Consider the following 17,258-nt stretch of genomic DNA (forward strand, 5'->3'; position numbering starts at 1 on the left):
TGCTTAAACGGTCAATGGATTGGGCTTGTCGGGATCGAGCTTGTACGTCTTGATCGCACGGCTGACGTCCTTGGCGTTGACCTTGCCTTCTTTCGCCAGCGAAGCCAGCGCGGCGTGGGCGATCCAGTAACGGTCGACCTCGAAGAAACCACGCAGATGCTCGCGGGTGTCCGAACGGCCGAAGCCATCGGTGCCGAGTACGGTATAGCGCATACCGTCGGGCATGAAGGCGCGGACCTGATCGGCGAATTCACGCACATAGTCGGTCGCGGCGATGGCCGGGCCCTGGCGATCCTGCAGCAAGCCGGTGATGTAAGGCACGCGCTGCTGCGCCTCAGGGTGCAGGCGGTTCCAGCGCTCGGCGTCGAAACCATCGCGACGCACTTCGCTGAAGCTCGGCACCGACCAGATGTCGGCGCTGACGCCGAAATCTTTCTCCAGCAACTCGGCGGCGGCGATCACTTCGCGCAGGATGGTGCCCGATCCGAGCAGTTGCACACGCGGCTCGCCTTTCTTCGGCTTGCCGGCATCCTTGAACAAGTACATGCCCTTGATGATGCCTTCCTCGCTGCCGACAGGCAGATCGGGGTGGCTGTAGTTCTCGTTCATCACGGTGATGTAGTAGTACACGTCCTCCTGTTCTTGCAGCATGCGGCGGGTGCCGTCCTGCATGATGACGGCGACTTCGTAGGAGAAGGTCGGGTCATAGGATTTGACGTTCGGAATCGCCCCGGACAGCAAGTGCGAATGGCCGTCTTCGTGCTGCAGGCCTTCACCGTTGAGCGTGGTGCGGCCGGCGGTACCGCCGATCAGGAAGCCGCGCGCGCGCATGTCGCCCGCCGCCCAGGCCAGGTCGCCGATGCGCTGGAAACCGAACATCGAGTAGTAGATGAAGAACGGCAGCATCGGCTGGTTGCTGAGGCTGTAGCTGGTGGCCGCGGCCATCCACGAGGCCATGCCGCCGGCTTCGCTGATACCTTGCTGCAACACCTGGCCTTTCTGGTCTTCGCGGTAATACAGAAGCTGATCGGCGTCCTGCGGGCGGTATTTCTGGCCGAACGGCGCATAGATGCCGATCTGCCGGAACATGCCTTCCATGCCGAAGGTGCGCGCCTCGTCGGCGACGATCGGCACGATGCGCTCGCCGATCTGCTTGTCGCGCAACATCAGGTTCATGCCACGCACCAGCGCCATGGTGGTAGAGATTTCGCGCTCGCCGCTGCCCTTGGTGATCTGCTCGAAGGCCGACAGCTCAGGCGCTTTCAGCTTGACGTCGGTCTTGCGGCGACGCTGCGGCAAGGCACCGCCGAGTGCGCGGCGACGCTCCATCATGTACTGCATTTCCGGGGAATCTTTGCCCGGATGGTAGTACGGCACGTCTTTGAGCTGGTCGTCGCTGACCGGGATATTGAAGCGATCGCGGAAGTGACGCACCGCATCGGCGTCGAGCTTTTTCTGCTGATGGGTCGGGTTTTGCGACTCGCCGGCCGCGCCCATGCCGTAGCCCTTGACCGTCTTGGCCAGGATCACCGTCGGCATGCCCTTGGTGTTCACCGCCGAGTGGTAGGCCGCATAGACCTTGTGCGGATCGTGGCCGCCACGATTCAGGCGCCAGATATCGTCGTCGGACAGGTTGGCGACCATTTCGCGCGTCTCCGGGTATTTGCCGAAGAAATGCTCGCGCGTATACGCGCCGCCAAAAGCCTTGCAGGCCTGGTATTCGCCGTCGACGGTTTCCATCATCAGCTTGCGCAGCACACCCTTGGTGTCGCGGGCGAGGAGCGGATCCCAGTAGCTGCCCCAGACCAGCTTGAGCGCATTCCAGCCGGCGCCACGGAAGACACCTTCCAGCTCCTGGATGATCTTGCCGTTGCCGCGCACCGGGCCATCGAGGCGTTGCAGATTGCAGTTGATGACGAAGATCAGATTATCCAGGCCCTCGCGGCCGGCCAGCGAGATCGCGCCCAGCGATTCCGGCTCGTCGGTCTCGCCGTCGCCGAGGAAGCACCAGACTTTACGGTCGGTCTTGGGAATCAGGCCACGGTGTTCGAGGTATTTCCAGAACTGCGCCTGGTAGATCGCCTGGATCGGGCCCAGGCCCATCGACACCGTCGGCACCTGCCAGTAATCGGGCATCAGCCACGGGTGCGGGTAGGACGACAGGCCACGGCCGTGACCGGCCACCTCCATGCGAAACAGATCGAGCTGCTCTTCACTGAGGCGGCCTTCGAGGAAGGAGCGCGCATAGATGCCGGGGCTGGAATGGCCCTGATGGAAAATCAGATCGCCCGGATGCTCCGCGCTGGGCGCGCGCCAGAAATGGTTGAAGCCGACGTCGTACAGCGTCGCCGACGAGGCGAAGCTGGCGATATGGCCGCCTAGTTCACCCGGCTTGCGATTGGCGCGCACCACCATCGCCATGGCGTTCCAGCGCACGATGGTGCGGATACGCCATTCCAGCGCCCCATCGCCGGGGCACTTGGCCTCCTGGCTGGCGGGAATGGTATTGACGTACTCGGTGGTGGGATCGAACGGCAGGTAGCCGCCCGCGCGCCGGGTCGAGTCGACCATCCGTTCCAACAGGAAATGCGCGCGTTCGGTGCCGTCGTGATTAATCACGGCATCGAGCGATTCGACCCACTCCTGGGTTTCGGTGGGGTCGAGGTCCTGGTGCAGGATGTCGTCGAGCTGATCCATTGAATAATTCTCCGCGGCGCCGATCAAGCGCTGACTTGAGGTGAAGTCGCGTCGCCGGGGATGCGACGGGATGACGAACTAGCCGTCTGATTCTAGCCTTCGCACGGCTGGGCCGCCAATTGCGGTGCCATGCGCGAGCGCATTGAGTGCCGCGCCGACTCCCCTCCCCTGCGAGCAAGGGAGGGGATAGTCAGTTACGAACGCCGCTCGTTCTGAGCCGCGCGAATCTGCGCATCGACCGCGGCGATCGCGGTCATATTGACCACGCGGCGCGGCGTCGCCACCGGGGTAAGGATATGCGCCGACTTGTCCAGGCCCATCAAGATAGGCCCGATGGCCACGCCCTCGGTCATCACCCGCACCATGTTGTAGGTGATGTTGGCGGCGTCGAGGTTGGGCATGACGAACAAATTGGCCCGGCCGGTCAGTGTGGTATTGGGGAACAAGCGCGTACGCACGCCTTCGTCCCAGGCGGCATCGGCCTGCATTTCGCCGTCCACTTCGAGCTTGGGCATACGCTCTTTAAGCAACTGATAGACCTTGCGCATTTTTGCCGCGCTGGGGTTGTCGTGGCTGCCGAAGTTGGAGTGCGACAGCAAGGCCACCTTCGGCTCGATGCCGAACAGCTTCAGGCGGTAGCTGGCCTGCAAAGTGGCCTCGGCGATCTGTTCGGCGGTGGGATCGACCTGCACATGGGTGTCGAGGAAGAACCAGGCGCCCTTGTCGTTGATGACGCCGGTCATCGCCGACGTGCACGACACGCCGGGATCGAGACCGAATACGCTGCGCATATAGCCGAGTTTTTTGTGAAAGCGCCCGACCAGGCCGCTTATCATCGCGTCGGCTTCGCCACGCTCGACCATCAGCGAGGCGATCAGGGTCGGCCGCGAGCGCAGCAGATTTTTCGCCGCTGCCGGCGACACTCCGCGCCGCTCGGTGAGCGCGTGGTACTGCTGCCAGTAATCGTTGAAGCGCGGGTCGTCGTTGATATTGGTCAGCTCGAAATCGACACCTACGCGCATGCGCAGGCCGAGGCGTTCGATGCGTGTCTCGATGACATCCGGGCGACCAATCAGCACCGGGAAGGCGAGCTTCTCGTCGATCACCGTCTGCACCGCGCGCAGCACGGTTTCCTCTTCGCCTTCGGCGTAGACCACACGCTTGAGGTCGGCGCGGGCGCGCTCGTACACCGGCTTCATCAGCAGGCCGGTGCGGTAAATGAACTGGCCGAGTTTTTCTTTGTACGCGTCCATATCGGCGATCGGACGGGTGGCGACACCCGAGTCCATCGCCGCTTGAGCCACGGCGGCCGCCAGCATCACCAGCAGGCGCGGATCGAACGGACGCGGGATCAGGTATTCCGGCCCGAAGATCGGTACTTCACCGCCATAGGCGCTGGCGAGGTCGCCAGCTTCCATCCGCGCCAACTCGGCAATGGCGCGCACGCAGGCCAGCTTCATCGCCTCATTGATGCCGGTGGCGCCCACATCGAGCGCGCCACGGAAGATGTACGGGAAACACAGCGCGTTATTGACCTGGTTCGGATAATCCGAGCGGCCCGTGGCGATGATGCAGTCCGGCCGCACCCGCTTGGCGTCCTCCGGCGAGATCTCGGGATTGGGGTTGGCCAGGGCGAGAATGATCGGCTTGTCGGCCATGCCCGCCACCATCTCCGGCTTCAGCACGCCGCCGGCAGACAGGCCCAGGAAGATGTCGGCACCGGCGACGATCTCGGCCAGGCTGCGCTTGTCGGTGTCGCGCGCGTAACGCTGCTTGTCCGGGTCCATGTTGCCGCGGCCGGTGTAGAGCACACCTTCGCGATCGAACGCGAGAATGTTTTCCGGCTTGAGACCCAGCGCCACCAGCATATCCAGGCAGGCGATACCGGCCGCACCGGCGCCGGCCGTGGCCAGCTTCACGTCTTCGATCTTTTTGCCGACCACTTCCAGCGCATTGATTATGGCCGCGCCAACGATGATCGCGGTGCCATGCTGATCGTCGTGGAACACCGGAATTTTCATGCGCTCGCGCAATTTGCGCTCGACGATGAAGCACTCCGGCGCCTTGATGTCTTCGAGGTTGATGCCGCCGAACGTCGGCTCCATCGAGGCGATGATATCGACCAGCTTGTCGGGATCGCGCTCATTCAGCTCGATATCGAACACGTCGATGCCGGCGAACTTCTGAAACAGCACGCCCTTGCCTTCCATCACCGGCTTGCCGGCCAGCGGGCCGATATCGCCTAGTCCTAATACCGCCGTGCCATTGGTGATAACCGCCACCAGATTGCCGCGCGCGGTCATTTCGCTGGCGGCGTTCGGGTCGGCGACGATCGCCTCGCAGGCATAGGCCACGCCCGGCGAATAGGCGAGCGCGAGATCGCGCTGGGTCACCATGGGTTTGGTCGCACTGACCGTGATCTTGCCCGGTCGCGGAAGACGGTGATATTCGAGGGCGGCTAAACGCAGTTCTTCTGTGAGTGACATGGGCGTTGTATTGGGAGTCGTCGGGGAAGGGCGCTGCGCACGGTGGTCGCGCGTGGCATGCGCCGCATGTTAGCAGGGCCAGCCCGTATCAGCCGTTGCACTGCGCCATGCGCGGGCGCATTGAGTGATGGCGGGGAACGGGGAACGGGGAACGGGGAACGGGGAACGGGGAACGGGGAACGGGGAACGGGGAACGGGGAACGGGGAACGGGGAACGGGGAACGGGGAACGGGGAACGGGGAAGAGCCTAAAAAGCAGAAGCAAAAAAGCAAGAGCAAAAACAAACAAAAATCAAAAAAGAACGCGGATCCGCAATATCCCCTCGAACTTCATGTTCCCCATTCCCCGTTCCCCGCCTAAAAAGAACGCAACACCACAGCCACCACCAAGCCGCATGTTCCCCGTTCCCCATCCCCCGTTCCCCACTTCATCACAGCGCCAACTCGTCCCCCTGCACCTTACCCATTCGGATGCGATTGACGAACAACGAAAACGCCAGCTTGCCGGCCAGCCCATGCACGTGTTGCATCCACGGCGGCAGCCAGCGCGGCGGCAGAATGGCGCCCGAGGCAAAATGAGGCTCCAGGCTGAGTACGTCGTGCAGTGCCAGCTTGCCGGCAAACAGATGACGCAATAGATCCATCCGCCGCTGCTTCAATGCCCAGCGAAAGAAGGTGTGCACGGCAATCAGGCCGGACAGGTAGACGTTGTCCTTGGTAAAGGCCGCGCCACCGGTCAGCGGGACGCCACGAAATACGCGCTGGGCGGAGTGAAAACTGTCCCCCGGCGTCTGCCCGCAATCGCTGAAGTATTTGTAGACCTCGACGAAATCGGCGCCGTTGAGCGCCATGTCGATCGCCAGAATACGCAGGCTGATGCGCTTGAGCCGGGCAATGTCGATGGCGCCGGACATCAGCTCGGCGAATACGGCCAACCCTTCCTGAGTCGCCGTGACCCGCGGCGAGGTACGCGCCAGGGAAGCCAGCAGCGGCTGTGCCCGGCCGTTCAAGGCGGTCAACGAATGCACGAAAGCTTCATGCGCAAGCAACTGATGACGGTCGTACTCGCTGAAACGGGTGCCGCCGCGCAAGCGGACACTGGTGGCGCCGGCCGCGGCCTTGGCGGTCAGTTCGCTGTCCACCGTTACCGCAATCGTGCCGGCGCCGAAAAAGGCGTCTAGCTCCTTGGCCAGATCGGCACGCAGTGTTTCAGCGGGGATATTGGCGCGGATATCGTCGTCGTCCAGATCCGCACCCAGTTCATCGGATAGTTCGACGAAATAGCGTGCGGCGTCCAGATTGCTGCGATCGCTGCCGGGAATCGGGTCGCCCGGCTTGCCGTAGAGTGTGACCGAAGGTGCGGTCACCCCATCGGTGCCCGCTGCCTCCAACAGTTCGGCGGCAATCCGCCAGGATTCGGCAGTGCGCTGCAGATAGTCGCCCAGCGGATCATCGTCGCCCGCCTCTCGCTCGATCGCCGCCAACTCGGCGCGCGCTTCGGACAAGTCCGGCCGCTGATAGCTCACCACCGGCAAGGTGTATTGCCCCTTGCTATAGGCCTCGATCATGCGGTCTTCGAGCGAAGCCGGCCAAGCCACGGTGGGCAAGATGCGAATACCGCGCACAGCCGCCAGCATGCGCTGATCGAGTGCTGCAAAGTGACTGAGTTCAGGGGGAAAGGGGCGGACGATCATCGGCCAAGCGTACTGCAAAGCCCAGGCTTGCCGCGGTGGTCGACGCCAAAATCCGGCATGAAGGCCACATCTGGCCCGCCCGGCATCACATCAGCGCCACCGCCCCTGGATCGACCCGGCCAGGCTGCAGAGGATCAGGCAGCACGACGCCGCAGCCGCATCGAGCCCACCGATCGAGCGCTCGCCAAGCTGGGCGGCACGGCCCATTCGAGGCCGCTGCTGAAAGACCTCGGCAAGACTCATATGACAAAGAGAGATAAATCCCGCGCCGTTATTCTTTTTCGCGCGACCCGCGTGGCCCATGCGGCCGTGTCGGAGGGCGACCACCGCGCTGCCGGCGCAGGCGCGCCTCCAGGGTGGCGGCCTGATCCTCGCGCTCGTCGCGCAGCTTGAGGAAATTCCGCCAACGTTCGGCCAGCAACTCCCCACTATCCAACGCCGCCTGCACCGCACAGCCCGGCTCGCTGCCATGGCCGCAATCGGCAAAGCGGCACTGTTCGGCCAGTTCTTCGATATCGGCGAACAAATCGAGATTTTCGTCGCCGGTGAGTTTCAGCTCACGCATGCCGGGGGTATCGATCAGACAACCGCCGCTGGGCAGTTGCAGCAAGGCGCGGTGCGTGGTCGTGTGGCGGCCGCGACTGTCGTGCGCGCGCACGGCCTTGGTCGCCATCCGCTCGGTACCGAGCAGCGTATTGGTAAGAGTGGATTTGCCCGCACCGGAAGAGCCCACCAGCACCGCGCTATCGCCCGGCTGCAAGTACTGCGCGAGCAGCTCTATGCAATCGGCATCCTTGCCATTGATGGCATGAATGGCCGTGCCTTCGGCCAGGCGCTCACGCAAGGCGGCAATCGATTCCTCCGCATCCTCGCGAGTGTCGAGCTTGCTCAGCAACACCACCGATTGTGCGCCCGAGCCTTCTATAAGCGACAAATAACGCTCGATCCGGGCCGGATTGAAATCGCCATCCAGACCGGTGAGCACCAGCACGTAATCGATATTGGTCGCGATCAACTGACGCTCGTAGCGCTCGCCGGCCGCCGCACGCGACAACACCGTGCGTCGTGGCAACACCTTCACGATATGCGGTGGCGTACCAGCCTCGACTTCGACGAAATCGCCCACCGCAGGACGCTCGGTCGGGTCCAGGCTGCGCTTGAGAAAATGTCCGGCCGGCTGTGCGCCGAATAATGCCTCGCCATCATGCAGTTCATAGCCTGCGCGATGCTGAGCCACTACACGGGCCAAGCGCAGCCCATCGGTGGGCAGGCTATCGCCGCGCCAACCGATGCGGCGCAGGCGTTCTATCGTTTCGGCGTCCGTCATGAGGCCGATTATGCCCTGCTTGCCCCCTTCGCCTGCAATCGCACCCTGATCCGCGCCCTCATCGCGCCCTTTTTCGCCTCGCGCCCGACGCTGATCCGCTGCTAGCATGCCGACCACTCCGGCCATGGCGCCGGCTCAACCAGCATGAAGGACGACGAGATTTGGCCTCGATCAAGCCCAGTGCGCACCTGGCTGACGTGCGCTATGAAATCCGTGGCGCCCTGACCCGACGCTCACGCGATCTCGAAGCGGCCGGCCTGCCGATCATCAAGCTCAATATCGGCAATCCCGGACGCTACGGCTTTGAAACGCCAGCGCACCTACGCGAAGCCATCGCCAGACACCTGCATGACAGCGAGGCCTACGGCCACGAGCAAGGCCTGGAACAAGCCCGCGAGGCTATCGCCGCACAGCAACGCGCACGCGGCGCCCGTGGGGTGGAGGTGGAGCGCATCTTCGTCGGCAACGGCGTCAGCGAACTGATCGACCTGAGCCTGCGCGCCCTGCTGCAGCCCGGCGACGAGGTATTGCTACCCAGCCCGGACTATCCGCTATGGAGCGCCGCGACCATTCTCAATGGCGGCAAACCGCGCTATTACCGCTGCCTCGCCGAAAACCAGCACCTGCCCGACCCCGACGAGATCGAAGCGCTGATTACCCCGCGCACGCGCGCCCTGGTACTTATCAATCCGAATAACCCGACCGGGGCGGTCTATCCGCGGCAACTGCTGGAACGCATCGTGGCGGTCGCCGCCCGTCATCGCCTGCTGCTGCTCAGCGACGAAATCTATGACGAGATCTTGTACGACGACACCCCGTTTCAGCCGCTGGCCGAAATCGCCGGCGACCTCCCCTGTATCAGTTTCGGCGGACTGAGCAAGGTTCATCGCGCCTGCGGTTATCGGGTCGGCTGGCTGAGCTTGTCGGGCGCGCCTGAGCGCAGCGCCGAATATCGCGATGCGCTGCAGTTGCTAGCCGCACTGCGCTTATGCGCCAACGTCACCGCGCAATGGGCGGTAGCCCCGGCCCTGGAAAGCATGCCCACCATCAACGCGTTGACTCAGCCCGGTGGCCGCCTGCATCAAGCACGCAGCGAAGTATTGAAAGGTGTCGCCGCCAGCGCCTACCTGGATCTCGCCGCCCCAGCCGGCGCGTTATACGCATTCCCACACGTGCGTGCCGACCGCCTGGAACATTTCGACGACAACGTATTCGCGCTACGCCTGCTCGAAGAAGAGTCCGTACTGGTGGTGCCAGGCAGCAGCTTCAACGTGCCGCATAGCCGCCATATGCGCCTGACCCTGCTACCACCCCCCGAGCAACTGCGCGAAGTGTTCACACGCATCGAGCGCGTATTAGAGCGCATGAGCGCCGAACCATCGCTACGCGCCTCGGCCGTCGCATGACGCTGCACTACCTCGCACTCGGCGACTCTTACAGCATCGGCGAAGGTGTCCCGGCCAGCGGCCGCTGGCCCATGCAACTGGCTGCACGGCTGCGACGCGAAGGCATACCGCTGGCCGATCCGCAGATCATCGCAACCACCGGCTGGACTACCGACGAGCTAAGCGCGGCGATGGACCATGCCACGCTGGCACCGCCCTACGATCTGGTCAGCCTGCTGATTGGCGTCAATAACCAGTATCGCGGCCGCGGCGCCGGCGAATACCGCCAGGAGTTTCAGCGCTTGCTGGCAGGCGCGATCTGTCTGGCGGGCGGCTGCCCGCAGCGGGTGCTGGTGTTGTCGATTCCCGATTGGGGTGCGACTACGTTTGGGCATGGCTGTGGGCGCGATATCGCGCATGTCGCTTATGCGTTGGACGTTTTTAATGCTATCGCTCGCGATGAGGTGCAGCGAGCGCGGGCGTGCTGGGTTGATGTCACGGGGTTGTCGCGGCAACAGCCGCAGTTGCTGGCTGAGGATGGGTTGCATCCTTCGGTGGAGCAGTATGGGTTGTGGGTTGATGTGGCGTTGCCGGTGGTGCGCGGGGTGTTTAGGTAGCGTTTTATTGGGCTATCTCGCTAGGTTGTTCGCCTGCGGCGGGCTTTCGGCCTCCGGCAGGAGGTCGAAAGCCCGCCGCAGGCGACAACCTAGCGAAGCCCCTCCCGCAATCACACTGCAACCATTCCGCCATCCTCCCGTGACCTAACAGGACCAAGCTGGCGTCCCGGACATCCACCGGGAGTACACGCCATGGCGACCTTTCACTGCCGTAGCGCTTTCATCTCCGACGTGCACCTGGGTACGCCCGACTGCAAAGCCGGATATCTGCTCGATTTCCTGCGCCGACTGCGCTGCGAAAAGCTTTATCTGGTCGGCGACATCATCGATATGGAAGCACTGGCCCACCGCACCTGGTGGCATCCAGATCATGGAGCCGTGTTGGCCGAGGTACTGGATATGGCCCGTCGCGGGGTCGATGTCATCTATATCCCCGGTAATCACGATGCCCCGCTACGCGGCCTCGCAGGTCAGTCGTTTGGCGGGGTGAGGATCGAACTCGATGCAGTGCACGAAGGTGCGGACGGCCGCCGCTACCACGTCAGTCACGGCGATGAGTTCGACCCCGAACAGCTCGGTCGCACCTGGATAGTGCAGCTAGGCGAAGTGATGCACCGCTTCATCTGCTGGACCAACCGCCGGGTTCACGCCATGCGCCGACGGCTGGAGCTGCCTTATCTGCCGCTTTCGATCATCGTCAAATCGCATATCGGCAAAGCGCTGGCGTATATCCGAGCCTACGAGAAACGCGTGGCGGACGACGCGCGCGAACGCGGCTTCGACGGGCATATCTGCGGGCACATCCATTTTGGTCACGTGCTGGAGATGGACGGGGTGCTCTATCTCAACGACGGCGACTGGGTCGAGCATTGCACCGCGCTGATCGAGGATGCGATGGGCACGATGGAACTGCTGCACTGGAGCGAGCAGCCAGCCGCATTGGGCCGGGCCAGCCGCGAACTGGTGCTGCCCTCGCCGGCCAGTGCATTGGCGCTGGCGCCACTAGCCAGACGTCGGCGGGATCTGGCCGAGTTGCGGCCGGCGGCCTGACGGGCTAACCCATCCGGCGGGCATGCGACAGTCGATACCCTTGAAGCCTGGGGGCTATGCCGGCATATCGGCGTATCATTGACTCCCTTTGCCGGAACCCCTCCCATGTCCCTCGACGCCACCACTCGCGAACGTATTGAAACCCTGCTCAAGGAGCACCGCGTGGTGCTGTTCATGAAGGGTAATCGGCAGCAGCCGATGTGCGGTTTCTCTGCCGCCGCCACCAATACGCTCAATGAATTGCTGCCCGAATACCACACCGTCAACGTGCTTGATGACCCGGAGATCCGCGAGGGTATCAAGGCCTATGGCGACTGGCCGACGATTCCGCAGTTGTATGTGGAAGGCGAACTGGTCGGCGGCTCGGACATCATTCGTCAGATGTACACCAGCGGCGAGTTGCACCAGCTCTTTGGCGCGGCGGCACCGGACCGCACGCCCCCGCAGATCACCATTACCGACAAAGCCGCTGAAGTCATCGGCCAAGGCATCGCCAACGCGCAAGGCGTGGTGCTGCATTTGGAGATCGGCCCGGATCACAGCGCCGGCTTTCAGTTGGCCCCGGCCGGCGATCACGACATCGTGGTCACCTCCAATGGCATCGAAGTGCACTTTGACCCAGGTAGCGCACAGCGCGCCAAGGGCATCGTGATCGATTGGGTTTCCACCGTGCAGGGCGAGGGCTTGAGCCTGAAGTTTCCCGGCGCGCAGGAGATCACCTCGCTGACCGTGCACGAGCTAAAGGCCCGCCTTGCCGCCGGCACGATTACCCTGATCGATGTTCGCCCGGCCTCGGGCCTCACCCAGGCCGCTCCATTGGCTCAAGCGCGCGTTCTGGAAGTTGAAGGCTACGACGCGCTCGCCGCCCTGCCCAAGGACACCCCCATCGCCTTTATCTGCCACCACGGCATCTCCAGCCAGGGCGTTGCCGAACGCTTCGCCGCGCACGGCTTCAGCAAGGTGCATAACGTGGAAGGCGGCATGGATGCATGGGCGCGCGAGATCGACTCGTCGGTGCCGCGCTACTAAGCCGGCATGATTGGCTGAGCAAAAACGCCCGCCTTGTGCGGGCGTTTTTTTGGGCGAAAAAAGCCACTCGGAACACCCCATAGGAGTTTTTCCTATATCTGGCGCATTATATTTCGATTTAACAATTTAATTTCAGCAGTAACCATTAAACATGCGCATTAATCGCAATTAATTACACATAAGCGCTTGCTGCCTCACAAAATTCGGCATTAATCGCAAATTAAAGCCGGCATTTCGCCATGGCGACCCATCACTGGGCGCATTTTCGTGCGAAAAATAAACGACCTGATAACCGTTGCATAACGTTTGTCAAGGGCGTAACGTCATCTCGTGCCCGGTTACTTGCGTCCTATTGACAAGTAATCGCGCACAGGGGAGCAACACCTAAATCAGCCAATTGACCCATTGCCATGGCCTTGCCGGGCGATGTGGACCCATTCGGTCTGTAAATAGAAAAACCTGCCTTTATCAGCTGTTTCTCGGGGAAGCGCGGCCTATCTGTGCCCAACGCTTATTATGGAGGGTGAGTTAATGAAGCTTCAAAACCATATGGCGGTGCCAAAACATCGCGCCATAGCCTTTGCCGTAACACTTGCGCTGAGCCTGGGCTATGGCTCCGGCTCCGCTTTGGCGCAAAGCAACGCCACTGGCGTGATTTTCGGCCAGGCCGAACCGGGGGAGACGGTTCGTGTCGAAAGCATCGGTACCGGCCTCAAGCGCGACCTTACGGTCGATTCCAGCGGCCGCTATCGCGCGGCATCGCTACCGATCGGCACCTATAAAGTCAGCCTGCTCAAAGATGGCGCGGTAGTCGGCACCCGCGACAACGTACAAACCCAGATCAGCCAGGGCACGGACGTATCGTTCGTGACCAGCGCAGCCACTCAGGCGGGCGCTAAAACCCTGAGCGCCGTGCAAGTCGTAGGTAATGCGCTGCCGGCCATCGACGTGTCCTCAGTCGACTCGCGCACGGTCATCAACGCCAATCAGTTGTCCCAACTGCCCATCGCGCGCACCTCGATCAGCTCGGTCGCCCTGCTCGCTCCCGGCACCGTTCCGGCCGCTCGCGGCTACGGCAACGCGTTGTCGTTCGGCGGCTCATCGGCTTCAGAAAACGCTTATTACATCAACGGATTCGCGGTCACCAACCCATTGACCGGCGTGAGCTCAAGGCAGCTACCGTACGATGCGATCGACCAGGAGCAAGTGCTGATCGGCGGCTACGGCGCCGAGTACGGCCGCTCCACCGGCGGCGTCATCAACGTGGTGACCAAGCGCGGCACCAATGATTGGAAAGGCGATGTGCAGGTTCTGTGGTCGCCAAGCTCGTTGGCACAGCAACCACGCGACATCCACCGCAAGAACGGCTCGCTGTTCCAGACCGGCAACCCCTTCAGCGACCGCGACCCGGACAATCTGCAGTACTCCGGCTCGATCGGCGGCCCCCTGATTAAGGACAAATTGTTCTTCTTCGGCGCGGCCGACTGGATCAAGCAGACCGGTGTATTCCATTCCGCGCAGGGCCCTGGCCCCACGGTAAACAACGACAACAACAAGACCACCCGTTGGCTGACCAAGTTCGACTGGAACATCACCGACAGCCACATCATCGAATTCACCGGCATGGGTGACACTGAATCCACCGATGCGCAGATCTACAAATACAGCTACACCACGGGGCAAACCGGCAGCTATCTGGGCCACCAGTACACCAAGAATTACAACGGTACGCAGACCAACGGCACACCGGGCGGCAAGGTCTATACCGCTCGCTACACCGGCTATATCACCGACGATTTCACCGTCAATGCCATGTATGGCAAGAGCAGTGCCGATCACGTGCAGACGGTCACCGGCCTCGGCGGCGCGCCTTGCCCGGCGATCACCGACGACCGCGCAATAGCCGGTACCAACCCGGCACCGAGCTGCTTGTTCGGCGGCACCACCCAACTGGCGCCAGGCTCCAAGGACAGCACCACGGGCTGGAACTTGAATCTGGAATATCGCCTGGGCAGCCACGATCTTCGCGCCGGCATGGATAACTACATCCTGCGCGCCACCTGGGGCAACGGCCCGGTGGCCGGCACCAACTGGCGGTATGAGGATCTGGGTAACGGCTCGGCCATCCAGCAACGTTTGATCCAGTTGGGCCTGAGTCCTTCGCTGTTCAACCCGGCGCAGTTCCCCAACGGCTACTACGTCAATTCCACCGGCCTGACCACGGGTGCTTCGGCACGCACGGCCTTGCGCTCGCAATTCGTCGAGGACAACTGGCAGGTCTCCGACCGCTGGCACGCCTATATCGGCCTGCGTAATGAGCAGTTCACCAACTACAACGGTGTCGGTGTTCCGTATGCCAAGGCTCGCCATCAGCTCGATCCACGCCTCGGCGCAAGCTGGGACGTGTATGGCGATAGCAGCCTGAAGATATACGCCAATGCCGGCCGCTATCACCTGGGCCTACCGACCAGCGTCGCGATTCGCGGTGCCGGCGCGTCCACCTTCCCGTCCAACTACTACAGCTTTACCGGTATCGACCCGGTCAGCGGCGTCCCGACCGGCCTCAACACCACCGCACCGAGCGCGGGCACCTTCTTCAACAACGGTGCAAACGGCACGCCGCCAGACGGCAAGACCGTATCGGTAAAAGATCTGCACTCGTACTACCAGGACGAGTACATCCTCGGTTTCGACAAACAGTTGCCAAACAACTGGGTCGTCGGCGCCAAGCTCATGTACCGCAAATTGCGCAGCCTGATCGACGACACCTGCGATTCGCGCCCGCTGCAAGCCTGGGGCGATTCGCACGGTCTGCACGATCAAGTGCTGGCCGGCGTTAACGCCAGTACCGGCTGCTGGCTGTTTAATCCGGGGCGTGCCAACACCTTTGTCGTTTCACCGACGCCGGGCCAGTACCTCTCGATCCCGCTGAACGCGTCGGAAATCGGCGAGAAGAAGCCCAAACGCGCGTATTACATGATGGATCTGTACGCCGAGCACCAGTTCAGCGACAAGTGGTACGGCAAGATCGAGTACACCTTCTCGCGCAGCTACGGCAACTCGGAAGGCCAACTGGATTCCGATATCGTGCAGGCTGACGTATCGACCACCGAGAGCTGGGACTTCCCCGAAGTCATGGAGAATACCAACGGCCCGCTGGCGAACGACCAGACCCATCAATTGCGCATTCTCGGCACCTACCAGCCAACACCTGAGTGGCGCTTGTCGACAGTGACCCGCATCGCTTCGGGCACGCCGATTAGCTGCATCGGTGCGCGTACCCCAGGCGATCCCATGGGCTACGGTGCCGCCTACTTCTGGTGCAATGGTCAGCCGTCGCCGCGCGGTTCGGGTGGTCGTAATCCGTGGACCTACACCTTCAATGTGAGTGCAGCCTGGCAGCCGGCGTTCCTGGATCACAAGCTGACCTTGTCGGCGGACGTGTTCAACCTGCTCGGCAAGCAACGCGTGACCCAGGTGTTTGAATCCTGCGAAAACGCCTCCGGCGTGAAGAGCATCAACTGCTTCCGTCCGCGCTCGTTCCAGGATCCACGCTACGTCCGCCTCGGCGCACGTTACGACTTCAGCCTCTAAGCAAAACTGACAGTGCGGCCGCCCGGGAAGGGCGGACCGCACGATACAAGATCTCTAAAGGATCTCCCCAGCTTTTGGCCGCCGAGCATCGGCGGCCTTTTTCTTAGGGCCCGTCTAAACGGGATAAATCGGCCCGCGTGCGTCAACCGCTATCATGTGCCGATGAATACACCTATTGATGCCGCTCCCGCCGCCCTTCCCGTCATCCGCCTGAAATCCGACCGACCACCAGGCCACCCCTGGGTATGGTCGGCGCAGGTCTACAAACCCGAGATGCGCCTGCCGCCCGGCAGCGTCGTCGATGTCATGGATGCGAAAGACCGTTTCGTCGGCCGCGGCTTCTGGAACGGCCATGCGCGCATTGCCCTGCGCATGCTTACCAACAACCCCGACGAGGCCATCGACGCCGACTGGATCGGCGCCCGCATCGACCGCGCCGTGGCGCTGCGGCGCGAATGGCTGCAGCTCGACAAGATGAGCGATGCCTGGCGTGTCGTGCATAGCGAGGGCGACGACTTGTCCGGCCTGATCGTCGATCGTTACGCCGACATCCTGGTCATCGAATACTTTGCCGCCGGCATGTGGCGCCTGCGCGAAACCATCCATGCCGCGCTGTTACGGCACTTCCCCGGCGCACGGCTGTACTGGTTCGCCGAATCCCACGTGCAACGACAGGAATCGTTCGACTGCCGCAGCGGCGATGTACCCGATGCCGTCGAAGTGCATGAGCACGGCCTGCGCTTTCATGCCGCACCGGGTTCTGGCCACAAAACCGGTTTTTTCGCCGACCAGCGCGACAATCGCCACCACTTCGCGCGACTGGCCAAAGGCCGCCGCGTACTCGACCTGTGCTGCAACGCCGGCGGTTTCGCCGTGCACGCCATGGCCGGCGGCGCGCTTGAAGCGACCGGCGTGGATATGGATGCCGGCATCCTGGACATCGCACGCGCCAATGCCGCCGCCAACGACGTCACCGTAGGTTTCGAGCAAGCCGACATCTTCGACTGGCTGCGCCAAGCAGCAGCACGCGGCGAGCAATACGATGCCGTCGTACTCGACCCGGCCAAGCTCACCCGCGACCGCAGCAAAGTCATCGACGCGCTAAAAAAGTATTTCGCGATGAACCGCCTTGCGCTCGACGTCATCCCGCCAGGCGGGCTCCTGCTGACCTGCTCCTGCACCGGCCTGGTCAGCGAAGCTGACTTTCTGGAAATGCTACGCCGCGTCGCCCTCAACGCCGGCCGCGAAATCCAGGTACTGCACATGGCCGGCGCCGGCGCCGATCACCCCTTCCGCAGCGATGTGCAGGAAGGACGCTATTTGAAGGCAGTGTTCTGCCGGGTGCTATAAGAACGGGGAACGGGGAACGGGGAACGGGGA

At 62.6% G+C, this 17,258-nt stretch carries 10 protein-coding genes; 6 read left to right on the top strand and 4 right to left on the bottom strand.

All coding sequences use genetic code 11. The annotated features are described in order from the left end of the window. Window positions 1-3: 3 nt before the first annotated feature. The 4 genes from aceE to rsgA all read right to left on the bottom strand — a co-directional run bounded on the left by aceE (window position 4) and on the right by rsgA (window position 8,203). A complete protein-coding gene (gene aceE, locus DVJ77_RS18055) occupies window positions 4-2,697 on the bottom strand; it encodes a pyruvate dehydrogenase (acetyl-transferring), homodimeric type (protein ID WP_114846919.1) in 2,694 nt (897 codons plus the stop codon). 194 nt (window positions 2,698-2,891) lie between these two features. Then, the gene (locus DVJ77_RS18060; protein ID WP_114846920.1) at window positions 2,892-5,183 is read right to left on the bottom strand and encodes an NADP-dependent malic enzyme; all 2,292 of its coding nucleotides are present in this window, start codon (window positions 5,181-5,183) and stop codon (window positions 2,892-2,894) included. 430 nt (window positions 5,184-5,613) lie between these two features. Then, window positions 5,614-6,876, bottom strand: coding sequence for a peptidase MATCAP family protein (locus DVJ77_RS18070; RefSeq protein WP_114846922.1), 1,263 nt, complete (start codon window positions 6,874-6,876; stop codon window positions 5,614-5,616). 271 nt (window positions 6,877-7,147) lie between these two features. Next, window positions 7,148-8,203, bottom strand: a complete 1,056-nt coding sequence (rsgA, locus tag DVJ77_RS18080; protein WP_114846975.1) for a ribosome small subunit-dependent GTPase A — start codon at window positions 8,201-8,203, stop codon at window positions 7,148-7,150. A gap of 161 nt (window positions 8,204-8,364) precedes the next feature. On the opposite strand from rsgA, the gene DVJ77_RS18085 reads away from it, so the two are divergent. From DVJ77_RS18085 to DVJ77_RS18110, 6 genes are all read left to right on the top strand, one after another. Continuing rightward, the gene (locus tag DVJ77_RS18085; RefSeq protein WP_114846923.1) at window positions 8,365-9,609 is read left to right on the top strand and encodes an aminotransferase class I/II-fold pyridoxal phosphate-dependent enzyme; all 1,245 of its coding nucleotides are present in this window, start codon (window positions 8,365-8,367) and stop codon (window positions 9,607-9,609) included. Next, the gene (locus DVJ77_RS18090) at window positions 9,606-10,205 is read left to right on the top strand and encodes an SGNH/GDSL hydrolase family protein (protein ID WP_114846924.1); all 600 of its coding nucleotides are present in this window, start codon (window positions 9,606-9,608) and stop codon (window positions 10,203-10,205) included. Before DVJ77_RS18085 ends, DVJ77_RS18090 begins: the two co-directional genes overlap by 4 nt. Before the next feature lie 192 nt (window positions 10,206-10,397). Further along, the gene (locus tag DVJ77_RS18095; RefSeq protein ID WP_114846925.1) at window positions 10,398-11,255 is read left to right on the top strand and encodes a UDP-2,3-diacylglucosamine diphosphatase; all 858 of its coding nucleotides are present in this window, start codon (window positions 10,398-10,400) and stop codon (window positions 11,253-11,255) included. Window positions 11,256-11,360: 105 nt separating this feature from the next. Then, the gene (grxD, locus tag DVJ77_RS18100) at window positions 11,361-12,284 is read left to right on the top strand and encodes a Grx4 family monothiol glutaredoxin (protein WP_114846926.1); all 924 of its coding nucleotides are present in this window, start codon (window positions 11,361-11,363) and stop codon (window positions 12,282-12,284) included. Window positions 12,285-12,815: 531 nt separating this feature from the next. Further along, window positions 12,816-15,878 (top strand): TonB-dependent receptor, encoded by a 3,063-nt coding sequence (locus DVJ77_RS18105; protein WP_162791558.1) that lies wholly within the window; start codon window positions 12,816-12,818, stop codon window positions 15,876-15,878. Between the two features lie 162 nt (window positions 15,879-16,040). Next, window positions 16,041-17,228, top strand: a complete 1,188-nt coding sequence (locus tag DVJ77_RS18110; protein WP_114846928.1) for a class I SAM-dependent rRNA methyltransferase — start codon at window positions 16,041-16,043, stop codon at window positions 17,226-17,228. Window positions 17,229-17,258 lie beyond the last annotated feature (30 nt).

The organism is Dyella tabacisoli (assembly GCF_003350925.1).
GTDB classification, from domain to species: domain Bacteria; phylum Pseudomonadota; class Gammaproteobacteria; order Xanthomonadales; family Rhodanobacteraceae; genus Dyella_C; species Dyella_C tabacisoli.